We start from the raw sequence: 14,626 nt of genomic DNA on the forward strand, positions 1-14,626 counted from the left end.
GCCCTTCGGCGTTCCCGGGGGAGTGCGGCCTCCGGGCAGCGGCTACCGTGGACGCATGCGCTTGAGCGAGTTCCGGCAGCTGGTGGACGACGAGTTCGGCGGCGCCTATGCCCGTGTCCTGGTCTCGGACCTCGTGCTGACCGAGCTCGGGGGCCGCACCGCCGAGCGCGCCCTCGCGGACGGAGCGGAGCCGCGCGAGGTCTGGCTCGCCCTCTGCCGCGCCAACGACGTCCCGGAGGCCCGGTGGCACGGCGTGGATCCGCGGAAGCGCCACCGCTGACGCTCCCGTCGCCGAAGCCGTGTTCGACACGCCGACGGCTCGTGCTCGAATCCGTGTTCGAACGGGTCTAGGCTCCTCCACAGAAGCAGGAACGGCCCCGTCTCCACGGAGTCGCTCTCGCTCGGCCCCGATGTCGGTGGTCGGGCGTACCGTCGGAGACACCTGAACGGACCTGCTTCACCGCCTTGTCGCAGCCGGCCGGCACTGTCACTCCGACAGCCACCGGCATGTCGCGACAGCCTGTAGGCGACACCACCACGAACACGAGAGCGAGACGGCCATGCCCAGTTCCTCCGACCGCGAGAAGTCCCTCGAGACCGCACTCGCCCAGATCGACCGCCAGTTCGGCAAGGGCGCCGTCATGCGCCTCGGAAGCGACGACCGCGCTCCCGTCGAGGTGATCCAGACCGGTTCGATCGCGCTCGACGTCGCGCTCGGGATCGGCGGGCTCCCGCGTGGCCGCATCGTCGAGATCTACGGCCCCGAGTCCTCCGGAAAGACCACCCTCACGCTGCACGCGATCGCGAACGCGCAGCGCAACGGCGGCATCGCCGCCTTCATCGACGCGGAGCACGCGCTCGACCCCGAGTACGCCAAGAAGCTCGGCGTCGACATCGACTCCCTCCTCGTGTCGCAGCCCGACACCGGAGAGCAGGCGCTCGAGATCGCCGACATGCTCGTGCGCTCGGGCTCGATCGACCTCATCGTGATCGACTCCGTCGCGGCCCTCGTGCCGCGTGCCGAGATCGAGGGCGAGATGGGCGACTCCCACGTCGGCCTGCAGGCCCGCCTCATGTCCCAGGCGCTGCGCAAGCTGACCGGCGGACTGAACACCACGAACACCACGATGATCTTCATCAACCAGCTGCGCGAGAAGATCGGCGTCTTCTTCGGAAGCCCCGAGACCACGGCGGGCGGCAAGGCGCTCAAGTTCTACGCGTCGGTCCGCCTCGACATCCGCCGCATCGAGACGCTGAAGGACGGCACCGACGCGGTCGGCAACCGCACCCGCGTCAAGGTCGTGAAGAACAAGATGGCCCCGCCCTTCAAGCAGGCCGAGTTCGACATCCTCTACGGCGTCGGCATCTCCCGCGAGGGCAGCCTGATCGACTTCGGTGTCGAGCACGAGATCGTCCGCAAGTCGGGCGCCTGGTACACCTACGACGGCGACCAGCTCGGCCAGGGCAAGGAGAAGGCGCGCCAGTTCCTCATCGACAACCCCGATGTGGCCGCCGAGATCGAGAAGCGCATCCTGGTCAAGCTCGGCGTGATCGTCGACCCGAACGCGGCCGTCGAGGCCGCGCCGGTCGCGATCGAGACCAAGCAGCCCGTGCGCAAGGGCGCCTAGCCCGTGGCGGAGAAGGCCGCGGAGGGGGCGAAGGGCCGCCCCGTGGCCTTCCTGCCCTGGGTCGACCGGGGTGCGGCGGGCGACGAGGGCTGGGCTCCGGCGGCGCCGGACGCCGACGGGGCCGGGTCGCTTCCGGAGCCGTCCGGAGCCGGGACGCCGAGCACCAGTGCTCCCCGGACGGTCGCAGGAGAGTCGGGAGGCTCCGCCCTCGGCGGCGCCGCGTCTCCGGCCTCCGAGCGGATCGCCGAGCTCTCGGCTCACGTCGCCCGGCGCACGCCGGCGTTCGTCGAGAAAGCGGACGACGAGGACGACGACGACGCGATCGCGATCCCGGAGGAGATCGATCCCGAGCAGGTCGCGGATCGGATCGTACGGGGGCTCTCCCGCAAGAGCCTCTCGGTCGCCGAGGTCGAGGCGCGCCTCTACACGGAGGGCGTCGCCGAGAAGGACGCCCTCGAGATCCTCGAGCGCTTCACGCGCTTCGGCTACCTCGACGACCTCCGCATGGCGGAGCAGCTGGTCGTCTCGCTCCGCGACCGCAAGAAGCTCGGCCGCTCCTCCATCCAGCAGGAGCTGCGCGCGCGGAAGATCGACCCCGAGGCGATCGCGTCAGCGCTCGACGAGCTGGACGGCGACGACGAGTACCGCACGGCGCTCGAGCTCGCGCGCAAGCGCCTGCCGAGCCTGCGCTCGCTCTCCGACGAGGTCGCCGAGCGCCGGCTCACGGGGTTCCTCGCGCGCCGCGGCTACGCCGGCGGACTCGTGCAGCGCGTCGTCCGCGAGACGATCCGCAAGCCGGGGTCGAGCGTCCGCTTCCGCTGACACGGCGGCCCGGGAGCGGTCCGACCGGAGCGTAGAATCCCACACCATGAGCACGCTCGGTACCGCCCCGTCGCCCGTCGCCGAGACCCGGCCGAGGACCTACGAGGTCCGTACGTTCGGGTGCCAGATGAACGTGCACGACTCCGAGCGGCTGAGCGGTTCGCTCGAGGCGGCGGGCTACGTGTCCGCCGATGGAGCCGAGGCCGACGTCGTCGTCATCAACACCTGCGCGGTGCGCGAGAACGCCGACAACAAGCTCTACGGCAACCTCGGCCACCTCGCGTCGGTGAAGCGCCGCCACGAGGGGATGCAGATCGCGGTCGGCGGCTGCCTCGCGCAGAAGGACAAGAACGTCATCCTCGACCGCGCCCCGTGGGTCGACGTCGTCTTCGGCACGCACAACATGGGCGCCCTCCCGAGCCTGCTCGAGCGCGCCCGCCACAACGACGAGGCGCAGCTCGAGATCCTCGAGTCGCTCGATGTCTTCCCCTCCACGCTCCCCACGAAGCGCGACTCGACCTACAGCGGCTGGGTCTCGATCTCGGTCGGCTGCAACAACACCTGCACCTTCTGCATCGTCCCCTCGCTCCGCGGCAAGGAGAAGGACCGGCGCCCCGGCGACGTGCTCGCCGAGATCCAGGCGCTCGTGGACGACGGCGCGATCGAGGTCACCCTTCTCGGCCAGAACGTGAACTCCTACGGCGTCGAGTTCGGCGATCGCCAGGCGTTCTCGAAGCTGCTCCGCGCGGCGGGCACCATCGACGGGCTCGAGCGGATCCGCTTCACGAGCCCCCATCCCGCGGCCTTCACCGACGACGTGATCGACGCCATGGCCGAGACGCCGGCGGTGATGCCGCAGCTGCACATGCCGCTCCAATCCGGCTCCGACCGCGTCCTCAAGGCGATGCGCCGCTCCTACCGCTCCGAGAAGTTCCTCGGGATCCTCGACCGGGTGCGCGATCGCATCCCGCACGCGGCGATCAGCACCGACATCATCGTGGGCTTCCCCGGCGAGACGGAGGCCGACTTCCAGGAGACCCTGCGGGTGGTCGAGGCGGCCCGCTTCGCCTCCGCCTTCACCTTCCAGTACTCCATCCGGCCCGGCACCCCGGCCGCGACGCTGCCCGACCAGATCCCCAAGGCGGTCGTCCAGGAGCGTTACGAGCGGCTCGTCGCCCTGCAGGACGCGATCAGCGAGCAGGAGAACCGCGCAGTCGTCGGCCGAGAGGTCGAGGTCCTCGTCGCGACCGGCGAGGGCCGTCGCGACACGGAGACGCACCGGCTGAGCGGACGCGCCGAGGACAGCCGTCTGGTGCACTTCGACGTGCCCGAGGGCTCCGAGCAGCCGCGTCCCGGAGACGTGGTCTCCGTCCGGGTCACCCGTGCCGCCCCCTTCTACCTCCTGGCGGATTCGCCCGACGGCGCGCCGCTCCGCATCCGCCGCACCCGCGCGGGCGACGCCTGGGACCGGGCGCAGACCGAGTCCTGCGGAGTTCCGGCCGCCCCGGGCGGGAGCGGGGCGCCCCGGGTCTCGCTGGGCCTGCCGTCGCTGCGCGTGCGCGACGCCGGCACGCTGACGACGCCGATCTACGACGCCCTCGATGGCGAGCGCTGAGACCGGAGCCCCCGATACCGCGCCGGAGCTCATCGCGGTCGTCGGCGCGACCGGCACGGGCAAGTCCGACCTCTCGCTCGAGCTCGCCGAGGCGATCCGGCAGGACGGCGGCGCCGCTGAGATCGTGAACGCCGACGCGATGCAGCTCTACCGCGGGATGGACATCGGCACCGCGAAGCTGCCCGCCGACGAGCGTCGGGGCGTCCCGCACCACCTGCTCGACGTCCTCGACGTGACGGAGGAGGCGTCGGTCGCCCGCTACCAGAGCGAGGCGCGGCGCGTGATCGAGAGCGTGCTGGCGCGCGGGGCGACGCCGATCCTCGTCGGGGGCTCCGGTCTGTACGTCTCCAGCGTCGTCTTCGAGTTCTCGTTCGCGGGCACCGACCCGGCCGTCCGGCGCCGGCTCGAGGAGACCGCCGAGCGGGAGGGCCTGGGCGCCCTCGTCGAGCGGTTGCGCCGGATCGACGCCGGAGTGGCCGAGCGGATCGGTCCGCACAACGCCCGGCGCATCGTCCGCGCGCTCGAGATCGCGGAGCTCACCGGCGGGAGCACGCACAGCGCGCTGATGTCCGACGAGCCGGTTCGGTGGCGCCCCGCCTCGATCCTGTTCCTCGAGGCTCCGCGGGAGGAGCTGGTGCAGCGCCTCGACCGGCGGGTGGAGCGGATGTGGGCGACCGGGATGCTCGACGAGGTCGAGCGGCTCGTCCCCTTCGGCCTGGAGCGCGGCGTCACAGCCGGGCGGGCCATCGGGTACGCCCAGGCGCTCGCCCAGCGTGCCGGCGTCCTCAGCGAGGAGGAGGCGATCGCGGCGACGCAGGCGCTCACGCGCCGCTACGCACGTCGGCAGAACAGCTGGTTCCGGCGCTACGCCGGCGCCCACCGGCTCCCGTACGACGCGCCGGACCTGGTGTCGCGGGCGCACGCCGCCGCCCAGGCCGCCGCTCCCGCTCCTCGCTAGGCTGTGCGCCATGACGATCGAGCTGCACTTCACCAAGGGCCAGGGCACCGGCAACGACTTCGTGCTCTTCAGCGACCCGGACGGTGAGGTCGACCTCTCGCCCGCGCAGATCGCGATGATCTGCGACCGCCACTTCGGCGTCGGCGCCGACGGCGTCATCCGTGCCGTCCGCTCCCGCGCGATCCCGGAGGGCGCCGCGGCTCTGGCCGAGGAGAGCGAGGCGGAGTGGTTCATGGACTACCGCAACGCCGACGGCTCGATCGCCGAGATGTGCGGCAACGGCATCCGCGTCTACGCCGCGTTCCTGCTCGCGGGCGGCCTCGCGGCGCTCGAGCCCGGCGACACCCTGCCGATCGGCACCCGCGCCGGCGTCCGCGACGTCACCCGCAGCGGTGCCGGGTTCCAGGTCGACCTCGGCCGCTGGGAGCTGGCGGGCGGCGAGCCCCTGGTGCGGGCGAAGGAGCTCAAGGTCGCGCGCCCCGGTCTCGGGATCGACCTCGGCAATCCGCACGTGGTCGTCGCCCTCAGCAACGACGAGGAGCTCGACTCCGCCGACCTCTCCTACATCCCGCAGCTCGACCCGGAGCTCGAGGACGGCGCGAACGTCGAGTTCGTGGTTCCCGGCGAGCCCCTGGTCCACGACGGGATCGGGCGGATCCGGATGCGCGTGCACGAGCGCGGCAGCGGCGAGACCCTGAGCTGCGGCACGGGTGCCGCGGCGGCGGCACTGGCGGTGCGCTACTGGGCGGGAGCGCGCGCTCCGCAGGCCTGGCGCGTGGAGGTCCCGGGCGGCACGCTCGGCGTGACGATGTTCGCGGCGGAGGAGGGCGAGCACGTCGGGCTCTCCGGCCCGGCCGACCTCGTCTTCACCGGGACGATCCGGATCGACTGAGGACCCGGTCAGGCCAGGCGGGTCGTCCGCAGCACGCGGAAGCCCTTCGCCGAGGAGACGCGCTCCACGTCGAGCCGCCCGGCGAACGCGGCGCCCAGCCAGGTCTGGAGCGAGTCGGAGCCGAGGTTGCGCTGCACGACGAGCCAGGCGTCCGCGCCCTCCTCGAGCCGCGGCAGCCAGCGTTCGAGCAGGAGGTGCAGCTCCTCCTTGCCGATGCGGATCGGCGGGTTCGACCACACGGTGCGGAAGCGGACGTCGTCGGGAACATCCTCGGGCAGCACGGCGTTGACATTGAGGACGCCGAGTTCCTCGCAGTTGCGACGGACCAGCTCGAGCGCCCGCTGGTTGACGTCGACCGCCCACACCCGGGCGTCGGGGGAGGCGAGGGCGAGCGCGAGGGCGATCGGGCCCCAGCCGCAGCCGAGGTCCAGCAGGTCCCCGTCAGCGGGGGCGTCGGGCACCGCGTCCAGCAGGACGCGTGTGCCGAGATCGACGTGACCGGGGCTGAACACCCCTCCTGCCGTCGTGACCTCGAGGTCGCGGCCGGCCAGGCGGGCCTGGATCCTGCGGGGCCGGAGGTCGCCGTCGGGAGTACTCGAGAAGTAGTGCTCGGCGGCCATGAGAAGTGAACCTATCAAGACCTGAGGAGTTAGTGTTATCCGGATGACGGAAGACCTGAACGAGACCGACACGACCGAGGCCGTGGACGTCGTCTCGAGGGTCCTGGCGAACGCGCAGTCGCGTTCGGCAGGGTACTCGCGCTTCGTCGCGGGTGGAGCCCAGGCGCTGCAGAGCGCCGGCCACGAGGGCGAGAACAGCGACGGCGAGCAGTTCGACCGCGACGACCGGCAGGCGCTGCGACGCGTCGCCGGCCTCTCGACCGAGCTCGAGGACGTCACGGAGGTCGAGTACCGCCAGCTGCGCCTGGAGAACGTCGTGCTCATCGGCGTGTACTCGCAGAATTCGCTGGAGGACGCGGAGAACTCGTTGCACGAGCTCGCCGCGCTCGCGGAGACGGCGGGAGCGACGGTCCTCGACGGCCTGCTCCAGCGCCGCCCGCACCCCGATCCGAGCACCTACCTCGGCAAGGGCAAGGCCCAGGAGCTCGCGGGGCTCGTCGCGGCCCTCGGCGCGGACACGGTCGTCGCCGACACCGAGCTCGCACCGAGCCAGCGGCGTGCGCTGGAGGACGTGGTGAAGGTCAAGGTGATCGACCGCACCGCGGTGATCCTCGACATCTTCAGCCAGCACGCGAAGAGCCGTGAGGGCAAGGCGCAGGTCGAGCTCGCGCAGCTCGAGTACCTGCTCCCGCGACTGCGCGGCTGGGGCGAGTCCATGTCCCGCCAGGCCGGCGGCCAGGTGGGCGCGGGAGCCGGAATGGGCTCGCGCGGTCCGGGTGAGACGAAGATCGAGCTCGATCGTCGCCGCATCCACACCCGCATGGCGCGCCTGCGCAAGCAGATCACGGCGATGAAGCCCGCCCGCGAGGCCAAGCGCGCGAACCGCAAGCGCAACGCCGTCCCCTCGGTGGCGATCGCGGGGTACACGAACGCCGGCAAGTCGAGCCTGCTGAACCGGATGACGCACGCGGGCGTCCTCGTCGAGAACTCGCTCTTCGCGACCCTCGACGCCACCGTTCGCAAGGCCCAGACGAAGGACGGGCGCCTCTACACGCTCGCCGACACGGTCGGCTTCGTGCGAGCGCTTCCGCACCAGCTCGTCGAGGCCTTCCGGTCGACGCTCGAGGAGGTCGCGGACTCCGATGTGATCGTCCACGTCGTGGACGCCTCCCACCCCGATCCGGCCGGGCAGATCGCCACCGTGCGCGACGTGATCGGCGAGGTGGGCGCCCGCAGCATCCCCGAGATCATCGCCTTCAACAAGGCCGATCTGGTGGACGAGGGCACGCGGCTGGTGCTGCGCGGTCTCGCTCCCGACGCGGTCTTCGTGTCGGCGCGCAGCGGCGAGGGCATCGACGAGCTGGAGGCGCGGATCGCCGAGATCCTGCCTGAGCCGGACGTCGAGATCGACCTGCTCGTGCCGTACGACCGTGGCGACGTGATCTCGCATCTGCACCGCAGCGGCCGGATCCTGTCGACGCAGTACGTCGAGGGCGGCACCCACGTGGTCGCCCTCGTGCACGCCGATCTGGCGGGCTCGCTCACCGAGTTCGCGGTTCCGCGCGCGGCCGTCCAGGCCTGATCGCCACCACCCGAGCGCCCGTCTCCCCGTCAGGGAGGCGGGCGCTCGGCGCATCCGGGAGGGGGTGCGGCGACCCGCACCACCGACCGGCGGCGGCCGGAGGGTTCGGCGACGGGGTTTCGGCGGCCCTCCTCCGCCTTCCCGTGACCGCGACGGAGGGGCGCGCGCCCCGATCGCCGGTGCCCGTCGAACGCAGGAGGGGCCCGGCCGGCTGCACGCCGGTCGGGCCCCTCCTGCACGCCCGGTGTCAGACCGAGCGCAGGACCGCCACGATCTTCCCGAGCACCTCTGCCTCGTCGCCGAGGATCGGCTCGAAGTTGGAGTTGCGGGGCAGCAGCCAGGTGTGGCCGTCGCGCTGGCGCAGCACCTTGACGGTGGCCTCGCCGTCGAGCATGGCCGCCACGATCTCGCCGTTCTCGGCGGTGCGCTGCGAGCGGACCACGACCCAGTCGCCGTCGCAGATCGCGGCGTCGATCATCGACTCGCCGACGACCTTGAGCATGAAGAGCTCGCCCTTGCCGACGAGCTGCCGGGGAAGCGGGAACACCTCGTCGATCTGCTGGTCGGCCATGATCGGCACGCCCGCCGCGATCCGGCCGACGAGGGGGACCATCGCCGCGTCGCCGACCGTCGCGGTCGACTCGAACGACCCGTCGTCCTCCGTCGAGCTGGGGACGTCGATGAGGATCTCGAGGGCGCGGGGCCGGTTCGGGTCGCGGCGCAGGTAGCCGCTGAGCTCAAGCTGGTTGAGCTGGTGGGTGACGCTCGACAGCGAGGCGAGGCCGACCGCGTCGCCGATCTCGCGCATGCTCGGCGGGTAGCCGCGGCTCGACACCGAGCGCTGGATCGCGTCGAGGATCGCGAGCTGCTTGGCGCTCAGGCTCTTCCGGCGCCGGCCTGCGGCCGCCTTCGTCTTGGCGGCCGGGGTCCCGGCCCTCTGCGCGTCGCTCACGATGCTCCCTCTTCCCGGTGCGCACGCCGCGTGCGCGCCCGCCCGGTCGCGACCCGACAAGGAATGTCGGTGGTCGCTGCTGTACTACGACCAGGCTCTCGAAACTGTATCCGCCGGAACTCCCGACTCGGAACATTCGTTCGAGTGTGTCGCGCGCAAGTCCGCACGCGGATCAGCTGGAACGGTCTCTTGACCGCTTCATCGTTCGAAGATATGTTCGGTACAGGCGTTCGGGGCGGCCCTCCCGGCCGAGGGCCTCTCCGAATCCCTGTTGAAAGGAGCGATCCCATGACCGCACAGCTCACCTCCCGCCCGCTGCAGCGCTCGTCCGCGGCCCGGCCCGTCGAGGTCCTGCCGTCCGCTTCCGAGCCGATGAACGCGTTCGGCGAGGCGCGGATCGTCCGCACCCGTCTCCGCCTCACGCGCCGCGGCCGCGCCGTGGTGGCCGCTCTGGGAGCCCTGCCGATCGTCGCGGGTGCCTTCGCCTTCGGGCTCAACGGTGGTGGAGCGGTCGCGTCGAGCGACGCCGCTGCAGTCGAGTTCCAGTACGTCACCGTCCACGCGGGCGAGTCGCTCTGGTCGCTCGCCGAGGAGCTCGCCCCGCAGGCGGACCCGCGCGACGTGGTCGACGACATCCTCTCCCTCAACCAGCTCTCGAGCGCGGGCGTCGAGCCCGGGCAGCGCCTCGCCGTCCCGGCCGAGTACGACACCGCTCGCTGAGCCGGGCTGCCCGGTCGTCCGCGTCGGGCGCTTCGCTACCATTCCCTGGTGACGACTCTCGACGACCTGCCCCTCCGCGACGACCTCCGAGGCAAGCACCCGTACGGCGCACCCCAGGCGGTCGTGCCCGTCGCCCTCAACGTCAACGAGAACACCCACCCGGTCCCGGACGACGTGATCGCCGACATCGTCGGGCGGGTCTCGGAGGCGCTGCGCACCGTCAACCGGTACCCCGACCGCGAGTTCCGAGAGCTGCGCGACTCCCTCGCCGGCTACCTCGGTCACGGGCTCACCGCGGACGGCGTGTGGGCTGCGAACGGATCGAACGAGGTGCTCCAGCACGTCCTTCAGGCGTTCGGCGGTCCCGGGCGCTCGCTGCTGGGGTTCGCGCCCACCTACTCGATGTACTCGATCCTCGCGTCGGGGAGCGGAGCGGAGTGGATCCCCGCTCCGCGCGAGGCGGAGTTCGAGATCGGAGCCGAGTACGCCGCGGAGCAGGTGCGCCGGGCCCGGCCCGACATCGTCTTCCTCTGCGCGCCGAACAACCCGACCGGGACGCCGCTCGACCTCGCCGTGATCGAGGCGGTCTACGACGCGACCGACGGCATCGTCGTCGTCGACGAAGCGTACGCCGAGTTCGCCGGCAGGGGCGCGCCCACCGCGCTGAGCCTCCTCCCCGGGCGACCGCGCCTGCTCGTGTCCCGCACCATGAGCAAGGCCTTCGCCTTCGCCGGTGTCCGCCTGGGCTACCTCGCCGCCGACCCCGCGGTGATCGACGCGCTCCGCCTCGTCCGCCTCCCGTACCACCTGTCGGCCCTCACCCAGGCCGCCGCGACCGCCGCCCTCGCTCACGCCGACGAGATGCTCGCCATGGTCGGCGAGATCATCGTGCAGCGCGACCGGATGATCGACGGACTGCGCGCCCTCGGCTACCGCCCGTACACGACCGGCAGCAACTTCGTCCTCTTCGGCGGCGTCGCGGATCCGGCCGCCGTGTTCGAGGGCCTGCTCGCCCGCGGCGTGCTCATCCGCGACGTCGGCATCCCGAACCACCTCCGCGTCAGCGCCGGCACCGAGGAGGAGACGACCGCGTTCCTCGAGGCGCTCGCCTCCCTCCCCGCACCGTCGGCCGACCCCGCGGTGGCGCTTTCGCGCGAGTAGAGGTCCGCCCTGGGTCGGTGACGCGGCGCGAATAGACTGGGAGGCATGACCTCCCCGAGCGCCGCACCCGGGCGCACCGCCTCCCTCAGCCGTGCCACCAACGAGTCGAGCATCGAGCTCTCCCTCGACCTCGACGGCACGGGCGTCGCCGATCTCGAGACCGGCGTGCCCTTCTTCGACCACCTGCTGACGGCGTTCGCGAAGCATTCGCTCACGGACCTGCGCGTCCGGGCCCGCGGCGACATCGAGATCGACATCCACCACACCGCGGAGGACATCGGCATCGTGCTCGGCACGGCCATCCGACAGGCTCTCGGCGACAAGGCCGGGATCTCCCGCTTCGGCGACGCGCTCGTCCCCCTCGACGAGGCGCTCGTGCAGGCCGTCGTCGACATCTCGGGGCGCCCCTACCTCGTGCACACCGGCGAGCCGGAGGGCTTCGCGCTGCACCTGATCGGCGGCCACTTCACCGGGTCGATGGTGCGCCACGTCTTCGAGGCGATCGCGTTCAACGCCGGCCTCACCGTGCACGTCACGGTGCTCGGCGGCAGGGACCCGCACCACATCGCCGAAGCGGAGTTCAAGGCGTTCGCCCGCGCCTTTCGTCAGGCCAAGGCCCTCGACCCGCTCGTCTCCGGCGTGCCGTCGACGAAGGGCGCGCTGTGAGCTCGGCCCGCCCCTCCGTCGTGGTCTACGACTACGGCTCGGGGAACGTGCACTCCGCCGTCAAGGCGCTCGAGCTCGCCGGGGCCGACGTCGAGCTGACGGGGGACCGGAAGCGGGCGCTGGAGGCGGACGGCCTCCTCGTGCCCGGCGTCGGCGCCTTCGACGCCGTGATGTCGGCGCTGACCCGCGCCCGCGGCGGCGAGATCATCGAGAAGCGCCTCGCCGGCGGGCGCCCCGTCCTGGGCATCTGCGTCGGGATGCAGGTGCTCTTCGAGCGCGGCGTCGAGCGCGGGGTCGAGAGCGAGGGCCTGGGCGAGTGGCCGGGGACGGTGGACCTCCTCCCGGCCGAGGTCGTCCCGCACATGGGCTGGAACACCGTCTCCGCTCCCGAGGGCTCGGTGCTCTTCGACGGCATCGCCGAGGAGCGCTTCTACTTCGTGCACTCCTACGGCGCCCGCGAGTGGTCGCTCGACGTGATGCCCCCGTTCCCGCGTCCCGCGGTCACCTGGGCCGATCACGGAGGCCCCTTCATCGCCGCGGTCGAGAACGGGCCGCTCTCGGCCACGCAGTTCCACCCCGAGAAGTCGGGGGCCGCCGGGCTCCGGCTGCTGGCCAATTGGCTGGGCACCCTCCGCACGAACTAGGATCGGCCGGTGGTCGGCGCCTCCAGGGGCCGGCACCGGCTCCGAGACTGAGGATGACGATGAGCGAGTTCACCAAGGCCCCGGGCCTGGTCCTCCTGCCCGCGATCGACGTGGCGGGCGGCAGGGCCGTGCGGCTCACGCAGGGCGAGGCCGGGACCGAGACCAACTACGGCGACCCGATCGACGCCGCGGGCGACTGGGCCGACCAGGGCGCGGAGTGGATCCACCTCGTCGACCTCGACGCCGCCTTCGGCCGCGGCGACAACCACGGCATCATGAAGAAGGTCATCCGGCAGGTGAAGGGCGTCAACGTCGAGCTCTCCGGCGGGATCCGCGACGACCGCAGCCTCGAGTCCGCGCTGAGCGCCGGCGCGAAGCGCATCAACCTCGGCACCGCGGCGCTCGAGAACCCCGAGTGGGCCGCGAGCGTCATCGCGCAGTACGGCGACCAGATCGCCGTCGGGCTCGACGTCCGGGGCACCACGCTCGCCGCGCGCGGCTGGACCAAGGAGGGAGGCGACCTCTGGCAGGTCCTCGACCGCCTGGAGGAGGCCGGCTGCACCCGCTACGTCGTCACCGACGTCACGAAGGACGGCACGCTCAAGGGCCCGAACCTCGAGCTCCTCGAGCAGGTCATGGCCCGCACCCACCGCCCCGTGATCGCCTCGGGCGGCATCTCGAACCTCGACGACATCGCCGCGCTGCGCGACCTCGTGCCCCAGGGGCTCGAGGGCGCGATCGTCGGCAAGGCGCTGTACGCGGGCGCGTTCACGCTCGCGGAGGCCCTGGATGTCGCATCCGAGTGAGCCCCGCCCGCTCCCGGCGCATCTGACCGACTCCGCCGGCACCCCCTGGGCGGGCCGGCACTTCGAGCCGAGCGCAGCACCGGAGGACGACGGGAGCGCCCCGGAGGCGCTGGTCGCCGCGCTCGAGTCCTTCACCCGCGGCACTAGCGGCCCGGAGGCCGTGGTCGACGCGCTCCGCACGTCCCGCCTGCTCATCCCGCTGGTCGCCCGCCTCGGCGAGGAGGCCGAGGGGGTCGGGGGACTCCGGGCGGACAAGACGCAGGAGCTCGCGATCGTCACGGTCGCCGGACCCGACGGACGCACGGTGCTCCCCGTCTTCAGCGGCGTCGAGAGCATGCGCCGGTGGGACCCGGCCGCCCGTCCCGTCCCTGTCGACGGGCGCCGCGCGGCCCTGGCGGCCGTCGCGGAGGGCACCGAGGTGATGGTCCTCGACCCCGCGTCCGAGCGGGAGTTCGCGGTCCGGCGCCCGGCCCTCTGGGCGATCGCGGAGGGCGGCGACTGGCGGCCGGCCCCCGCCGATGCGGAGGTGCTCCTGGCTCTGCGCGCGGCTGCGGAGGGGGAGCGGGCGGTCGCCTCGCTCGAGGTGCGCGCGGGAGACCCGGAGCAGCGCCTCGCGGGGCCCGAGCTCGTGGTGGTCCTGAGCCTGCGCCCGGGGCTCGATCAGGACGCGCTCGGCGCCCTCGTCGCGCGATTGGGGGAGCGGTGGGCGGCCGACGAGACCGTCGCGCAGCGCGTCGACTCGATGACGCTGCAGCTCGCCGCCGCCCGCTGACTCCCGATCAGGTGACCGGGCCGGTCCACTTCTCGCCCGGGCCCTTGCCGATCGGGTCGGCGATCGGGGACGCCTCACGGAACGCGAGCTGGAGGGTGCGGAGGCCGTCGCGCAGGCTCCGGGCGTGCATGTCGCTGATGTCGGGCGCCCCGGCCGTGACCAGGCCCGCGAGCGCGTTGATGAGCTTGCGCGCCTCGTCGAGGTCGACCTGCGCTCCGGGCTCGTCGGCGAGCCCGCACTTGACGGCGGCCGCGCTCATCAGGTGCACGGCGGCGGTGGTGATGATCTCCACCGCCGGGACCTCCGCGATGTCGCGCGCGGCCTCCACGTCGGAGGCTCCGCCGTCCTCGCCGAATCGTCGCGTGTAGTCGTCGTCGTACTGGGCCATGGGTCCTTCGTTCGTCGTCCGTGGTGGAGGGGCGCGGCCGCCGGAGCAGAGGATCGAGGGGCGGCCGGATCCGGTCTGTCGGGCGGGCCGCCGGTCTGCTATGGTTGTCCGGGCTCCGAGGCATGTCCTCGGTTCGAAAGTGGAGATTCTCCCACCCGCGCTTGACCGCTTCACAAGGTTACCGGGTCAGAAGCACTCCGCCCCCGAGGGTCGTCAGACCACCGGAGGCAGGGCTGCGGCTCTCGAGGTCCGCCTCGGGAACCGCGTCACAGGGTGCGAGCGCCGTGCTGCAGGCACGACGTGGACGGGACGATCACCTCTCTCGGGTGCGCTGGAGAAGACTCCGGCAGCGCAGCTGCACTCACCGAGATCAGAGGAGAAACGCAATCAGCGATCCCCG

At 72.2% G+C, this 14,626-nt stretch carries 16 protein-coding genes; 13 read left to right on the forward strand and 3 right to left on the reverse strand.

The window, feature by feature from the left end; translation table 11 throughout:
* Positions 1–55: 55 nt before the first annotated feature.
* The 6 genes from C5C33_RS05550 (at position 56) to dapF (ending at position 5,915) form a co-directional block, all read left to right on the forward strand.
* Positions 56–280 carry a DUF3046 domain-containing protein gene (locus tag C5C33_RS05550; RefSeq protein WP_104224474.1) on the forward strand — a complete coding sequence of 75 codons (225 nt, stop codon included), beginning with the start codon at positions 56–58 and terminating at the stop codon, positions 278–280.
* Positions 281–560: 280 nt separating this feature from the next.
* A complete protein-coding gene (gene recA / locus C5C33_RS05555; protein ID WP_104224475.1) occupies positions 561–1,628 on the forward strand; it encodes a recombinase RecA in 1,068 nt (355 codons plus the stop codon).
* A gap of 42 nt (positions 1,629–1,670) precedes the next feature.
* Complete coding sequence (locus tag C5C33_RS05560; RefSeq protein WP_181127332.1) at positions 1,671–2,450, forward strand: regulatory protein RecX; 780 nt, start codon at positions 1,671–1,673, stop codon at positions 2,448–2,450.
* Between the two features lie 46 nt (positions 2,451–2,496).
* Positions 2,497–4,065 carry a tRNA (N6-isopentenyl adenosine(37)-C2)-methylthiotransferase MiaB gene (gene miaB / locus C5C33_RS05565; protein ID WP_104260627.1) on the forward strand — a complete coding sequence of 523 codons (1,569 nt, stop codon included), beginning with the start codon at positions 2,497–2,499 and terminating at the stop codon, positions 4,063–4,065.
* On the forward strand, positions 4,052–5,023 hold the full coding sequence (miaA, locus tag C5C33_RS05570; RefSeq protein ID WP_104260628.1) for a tRNA (adenosine(37)-N6)-dimethylallyltransferase MiaA: 972 nt from the start codon (positions 4,052–4,054) through the stop codon (positions 5,021–5,023). Before miaB ends, miaA begins: the two co-directional genes overlap by 14 nt.
* A 10-nt stretch (positions 5,024–5,033) precedes the next feature.
* The gene (gene dapF / locus C5C33_RS05575) at positions 5,034–5,915 is read left to right on the forward strand and encodes a diaminopimelate epimerase (RefSeq protein ID WP_104250184.1); all 882 of its coding nucleotides are present in this window, start codon (positions 5,034–5,036) and stop codon (positions 5,913–5,915) included.
* 8 nt (positions 5,916–5,923) lie between these two features.
* Here the strand turns inward: dapF and C5C33_RS05580 are convergent, their stop codons facing one another.
* Positions 5,924–6,535, reverse strand: a complete 612-nt coding sequence (locus C5C33_RS05580) for a class I SAM-dependent methyltransferase (protein ID WP_104224480.1) — start codon at positions 6,533–6,535, stop codon at positions 5,924–5,926.
* 43 nt (positions 6,536–6,578) lie between these two features.
* Here C5C33_RS05580 and hflX point away from each other — a divergent pair, with 43 nt between their 5' ends.
* Positions 6,579–8,117, forward strand: a complete 1,539-nt coding sequence (gene hflX / locus C5C33_RS05585; RefSeq protein WP_104224481.1) for a GTPase HflX — start codon at positions 6,579–6,581, stop codon at positions 8,115–8,117.
* 247 nt (positions 8,118–8,364) lie between these two features.
* Here hflX and lexA read toward each other — a convergent pair whose 3' ends face one another.
* On the reverse strand, positions 8,365–9,069 hold the full coding sequence (lexA, locus tag C5C33_RS05590; protein WP_104224482.1) for a transcriptional repressor LexA: 705 nt from the start codon (positions 9,067–9,069) through the stop codon (positions 8,365–8,367).
* A 288-nt stretch (positions 9,070–9,357) separates the two neighbouring features.
* Between lexA and C5C33_RS05595 the strand changes: the two genes are divergently transcribed.
* Genes C5C33_RS05595 through C5C33_RS05620 form a run of 6 tightly spaced genes read left to right on the forward strand, consistent with a single transcriptional unit; the run spans position 9,358 to position 13,838 of the window.
* Positions 9,358–9,789, forward strand: coding sequence for a LysM peptidoglycan-binding domain-containing protein (locus C5C33_RS05595; protein WP_308470877.1), 432 nt, complete (start codon positions 9,358–9,360; stop codon positions 9,787–9,789).
* A gap of 48 nt (positions 9,790–9,837) precedes the next feature.
* Positions 9,838–10,950: a histidinol-phosphate transaminase gene (locus tag C5C33_RS05600; protein ID WP_181074976.1), complete on the forward strand. Its 1,113-nt coding sequence runs from the start codon at positions 9,838–9,840 to the stop codon at positions 10,948–10,950.
* Between the two features lie 45 nt (positions 10,951–10,995).
* On the forward strand, positions 10,996–11,616 hold the full coding sequence (gene hisB / locus C5C33_RS05605) for an imidazoleglycerol-phosphate dehydratase HisB (protein ID WP_104260629.1): 621 nt from the start codon (positions 10,996–10,998) through the stop codon (positions 11,614–11,616).
* A complete protein-coding gene (gene hisH, locus C5C33_RS05610) occupies positions 11,613–12,260 on the forward strand; it encodes an imidazole glycerol phosphate synthase subunit HisH (protein ID WP_104260630.1) in 648 nt (215 codons plus the stop codon). Before hisB ends, hisH begins: the two co-directional genes overlap by 4 nt.
* Positions 12,261–12,319: 59 nt before the next feature.
* Positions 12,320–13,066 (forward strand): bifunctional 1-(5-phosphoribosyl)-5-((5-phosphoribosylamino)methylideneamino)imidazole-4-carboxamide isomerase/phosphoribosylanthranilate isomerase PriA, encoded by a 747-nt coding sequence (priA, locus tag C5C33_RS05615; RefSeq protein WP_104224506.1) that lies wholly within the window; start codon positions 12,320–12,322, stop codon positions 13,064–13,066.
* Complete coding sequence (locus C5C33_RS05620) at positions 13,050–13,838, forward strand: SseB family protein (RefSeq protein WP_104260631.1); 789 nt, start codon at positions 13,050–13,052, stop codon at positions 13,836–13,838. The genes priA and C5C33_RS05620 overlap by 17 nt, the downstream gene beginning before the upstream one ends.
* Positions 13,839–13,845: 7 nt before the next feature.
* On the opposite strand, the gene C5C33_RS05625 is transcribed toward C5C33_RS05620, so the two are convergent.
* A complete protein-coding gene (locus C5C33_RS05625; RefSeq protein WP_104313470.1) occupies positions 13,846–14,226 on the reverse strand; it encodes a DUF1844 domain-containing protein in 381 nt (126 codons plus the stop codon).
* Positions 14,227–14,626 lie beyond the last annotated feature (400 nt).

The sequence above is a fragment of the Rathayibacter sp. AY1H3 genome, assembly GCF_002932015.1.